Here is a 4222-nt window from a genome sequence, read left to right as displayed (position 1 = left end):
CCAGCTCGGCGATCTCGTTCTCGACATGGACGCCTCGACCGCCAGCCGCGCCGGGTCGGTGCTGGACCTGACCGCCACCGAGTTGCGGTTGTTGTCCTATCTCGCCGATCAGCGCGGGCGGGTGGTCAGCAAGGATCAGATCCTTGCCGCGGTGTGGGGTTACGACGCCTACGACCCCAATCTGGTCGAGGTCTACATCAGCGCGTTGCGCCGAAAACTGGAAGCACACGGACCGCGAATGCTGCACACGGTGCGTGGCATCGGCTATCGGCTGTCGGCGGGCGAGCAGTGACCGCGCAGAGCACGCCGACCCCGTCGCTGCGCCGGCGCGTCACCGTCGCCGCGGTCGGTCTCATCGCCGCGCTGCTGATCGGAGTGGGAATCGTGTTCGACATCGTGTTCGGCGCGCGCCTCACCGACGACCTCGACGACGAGCTGGCCGATCTCTTCTACGATGCCCCCGCCCTGGTGGAGTTGGGGCTCAGTCCGCAGGAAGTGGTGGACGTGCTGCAGGAGCCCGATTTCCGGGTCCAGCTGATCGCCGCGGACGGTGCCCGCTACGGTGATCCGCGGCTGGTTCCGGCGACAGAACACGCGCACCCGTTGCCCAAACCGATCCCGCTGGACGCCGGCACAGACACTCCGCTGCCCTGGGGCGATCTGCCCAGCTCGAAGGTCACCGGGCTGCTGCCGGACGGCTCGTTGCTGACGATCCAGGCCGATACCAGCGGCATCAGCCGCACCCGGGCCGCGATGCGCCAGAAAATGATCGTCGGAGCGATCGTCACGCTTGCGGTGGCCGGCCTCGCGGTGCGGTTCGCCGCCGGCCGGGCACTGTCCCCACTGCAGCGACTGACCGCCACCGCCGACGACATCACCCTCGGTGACCGCGGCCGGCGGCTGCTTCCTGACCGGCCCGGGACCGAGCTCGGACACGCCGCCGAGGCATTCGACCGCATGCTGGATGCGCTGGAGTCCGCCGAGCAGAGCGCCAAGGACGCCGCGACCGTGGCGCAACGCGCGGAGGCGCAGGGACGGCGTTTCCTGTCCGACGCCGCGCACGAGTTGCGCACCCCGTTGGCCGGGATCCAGGCGGTCGCCGATCAGCTGGTCGCCGGTGCGACGACCCAGTCCGAGGCATCCGATGGCGCGCCGCCCCGGACCCGCCGGCACGCCGAACTGCTGGGCAATGAGACCCGACGAGCCGCGCGGCTGGTGGGCGACCTCCTCGACATCGCCCGCATCGACGCCGGGGCCGGGCTTCGGCTGGAGAGCATCGACCTCGGACGCATCGTCACTGACGAGGCGGACCGGGCGGCGATGCTGGCACCCGACATCACGGTACGGCGCACCGGTGAGAGGGAGGTGTCCGTGAACGCGGATCCGACCCGAATCGCCCAGATTCTGTCCAACCTGCTCGACAACGCCCGCCGGCACACCCCGTCGTCCGGCCAGATCACCGTTCACCTCGAAACCGTCGACGGCACAGCGTGGGTCACGGTGAGTGACACCGGACCGGGTGTCGCCGAGGGAGACCGGGAGCGGATCTTCGACCGGCTGGTCCGCCTCGACGATGCCAGGGACCAGGACTCCGGCGGCGCCGGGCTCGGGCTGCCGATCGCCCGCGCCCTGGCCGAAGCCCATGGCGGGTCGCTGGAATGCCTGCCCAGCGGTGCAGGAGCCGTCTTTCGCCTGTCGCTGCCCATAGGCCGAACCGACGACCAACACGGAGGCTGACCGTCTTTCCCCGGGCTCAGCCCGGCGGTGTCGACGTGTGGTCGCCCTGATGGTGGCGGCGCATCGGGTCGTCCCAGTCGAATCTCAGATCCCGCAGCATCGTGTGCAGGTGGTTGCCCGTCACGTCGGGGTCATGCTGTACCGAAAACTGGTTGCTTTGAAGGACTTCGAGGAGAAGATCGTCGACCACGGCGTAGGTGTAGTGGTGTGATCCGATCTCGTCCAGGGTCCCTCCCGCCCAGGCCAGGGTCAGGTTTCCGCCGTCCCGGACCACGTCGTCGAAGCGCGCCAGGTAGCCGGGACCGATGCTCGGATTCATGGCCCCGGTGTAGAAGGCGAAGGCCTGGCGCAGATTCCACAACGCGGGTTCGGCCAGGTCCGTGGCGCTGATCTGGATGTGCGGGTACGCCTCGATCGCCCGCCGGTCGACGGTGGGAGACAGTGCGGCGATCATCGATGAGGCCGGGGTGTCGAGGACCAACGGCGGCGCCTGTTCCATCAGGTCGGTGCCGATGAACCCGTCTCGGCGGGCCTGCTCCGAGACGCTGCGCCAGAACTCACGCAGGTGGTGGACGACGCCCAGCATCAGCACCTGGCCCTCGGTCCAGCGCCATTGCTTGTCGGTGTCACCGTCGTCGAACGGCGCCTCCGGGATGATCATCGGGAAGGCGCCGAAGAACATCGGCGTGGAGTTGACCTGGACCTGCCCGGCGTCGTTCTTGTGGAACGTCAGGTTGACGGCGATGTGATGTCCTTCGAACCGGATGGCCCATGCCTGGTCCCCGGGGTTGCCGAAGATCCCGATCGTGTAGTTGGCGAACTGCTCGTAGCGCCCGTCCAGCCCGGGTGGCACGCCCCAACTCCAATCGATCGCGATTCCGGTGCCGAGGAACTCCTTCGCACCGCCGACGACCGGATACCACGGCCGGGCCGGGTCGGGGTCGGGCGCCAGGTCGAACACCGACTGCGCACCGCTGGCCTCCGGATCGGCATCGAGGATCCTGCGGATGACGTCACCGTCTGCGACGTCCTCCATCTCGCCGATCACCCGGTTGCGATTCAGGACTGCGAGCAGAGCCTGGTACCCGCCGGCGGACATCGCCCGATTCAACAGCGCGTGGGCCGCGGCGCGTTGGGCGGTGTCCATCGAACCGATCGTGACTCCCCAACCGAGCGGACACCATTGCAGAACGGCGCAGAACGCCTCGGTCTGAGTCGTGTCCTGCCCGCGAGTGCGGGCCTCACTGCCGAACGGCATGACGAGCTTGCCCCGGTGTGGTTCCGGGATGAGGCCGATCAGATGGTCGGCAGCCTGGGCGACGTCGGACTCGAAGTGTCGTGCCGCATCGCCCTGCTGGATTGCCGGGACTCCCCCGGCCGGCCCGCTCTGGGAGCAGGACAGCGTCGACCCGACGGCGGTGAGCGCAGCGAGCGCACCCAACCCGCGAAGGGCGCTGCGCCGGGATCGGTCTACGGCCCAAGGGAGGTTGTCGTCGGGTCGGGAGGCCACGCTCGCACCACCTCTGCGATAACTCGATGTCCTCGGGCGGATTTTACGATGTCGCCGCTGCGCATGGACGCTCATGGCCGGAATGGGGCAGGGAGATTCGATGCGACGCAACGACGGGGCCCTCCTCGTGCCGGCGGGCGGCGAGAGGAGGGCCTCGGGGGACGGCCGGTATCAGGTCGTCATTTGTCGTCGGGATTCAAGGCGCGGAACACCATCCCGGCGGCGGTTCCGGCGATGATCTGGGCGGCGACGTAGACCGGCAGCATCGGCAGGCTGAACATGCCCATCGCGACTCCGGCGACGACCACGGCGGGGTTGAACGCCGCACCCGAGACCCCGCCGACGGCGATGGCCCCGGCAGTGACGGTGAAGCCGATGGCCAGCCCGTAGAACGAGTTGTCGGGATGGTCCTTGCTGGTGGCGACGTTGAGCACGACGTAGCACAGGGCGAAGGTGAACAGCACCTCGGCGACGACCGCGGCCATCAGCGCGTGCCCCGACAACGCGAGCGCCGCGCTCTGCCCGCCGGGCACCACGGCCAGCACGGCGCCGGCGCCGATCAGCGCGCCCACGATCTGGGCGGCCCAGTAGCCGGCGGCCTCCCGGATGTCGATTCTGCGACGCACCAGCGCGGCCATGGTCACCGCCGGGTTGTAGTGGGCACCGGAGATGTGGCCGCCGGCGTAGATCATGGCCATCAGCGCCGCGCCGATGGCCAGCGGCGCCAGCGCGCTGCCGCTGCGGACGCTGGCTCCGACGGTGAAGACCAGAAACAGGGTGCCGATCGCCTCCACCAGATATCGCCGGGCGTTGGCGGGCAGGTGGATGGCGTGCCCGATGGGCTGCTCGACGGCGGCCGGACGGGCCTCGATGGTGACTGTGGTGGTGTCTGCTGCGGTCATGATCGAAAACTCCCTTTCGTCGACGACCGCCGAGCATCGAGTCCGCCCGCGGCGCCTGTGGATTACTTACGGT

The 4222-nt window shown here is 69.0% G+C and carries 4 protein-coding genes; 2 read left to right on the top strand and 2 right to left on the bottom strand.

Annotated features, from left to right (window positions below):
- Together ACN27A_RS34380 and ACN27A_RS34375 are read left to right on the top strand one after the other, a co-directional pair.
- Positions 1-292, top strand: a 292-nt coding sequence (locus tag ACN27A_RS34380; protein ID WP_421459177.1) for a winged helix-turn-helix domain-containing protein, incomplete at its 5' end; no start/stop codon positions are given.
- Positions 289-1737 (top strand): sensor histidine kinase, encoded by a 1449-nt coding sequence (locus ACN27A_RS34375; RefSeq protein WP_421459175.1) that lies wholly within the window; start codon positions 289-291, stop codon positions 1735-1737. The genes ACN27A_RS34380 and ACN27A_RS34375, both read left to right, overlap by 4 nt.
- Before the next feature lie 16 nt (positions 1738-1753).
- On the opposite strand, the gene ACN27A_RS34370 is transcribed toward ACN27A_RS34375, so the two are convergent.
- Both ACN27A_RS34370 and ACN27A_RS34365 read right to left on the bottom strand, forming a co-directional pair.
- Positions 1754-3178: a DUF3500 domain-containing protein gene (locus tag ACN27A_RS34370; protein WP_421459173.1), complete on the bottom strand. Its 1425-nt coding sequence runs from the start codon at positions 3176-3178 to the stop codon at positions 1754-1756.
- A gap of 248 nt (positions 3179-3426) precedes the next feature.
- A complete protein-coding gene (locus ACN27A_RS34365; RefSeq protein WP_421459171.1) occupies positions 3427-4149 on the bottom strand; it encodes an MIP/aquaporin family protein in 723 nt (240 codons plus the stop codon).
- Positions 4150-4222: the final 73 nt, after the last annotated feature.

It is taken from the genome of Micromonospora sp. WMMD737, from assembly GCF_049179055.1.
Lineage (GTDB): Bacteria > Actinomycetota > Actinomycetes > Mycobacteriales > Micromonosporaceae > Micromonospora > Micromonospora reichwaldensis.
This window is presented reverse-complemented; position numbering and strand designations above follow the sequence as displayed.

Bases quoted from the DNA above. Each gene is read 5' to 3' on its own strand.
- ACN27A_RS34365 (WP_421459171.1), bottom strand. From the start codon at position 4,149: ATGACCGCAGCAGACACCACCACAGTCACCATCGAGGCCCGTCCGGCC.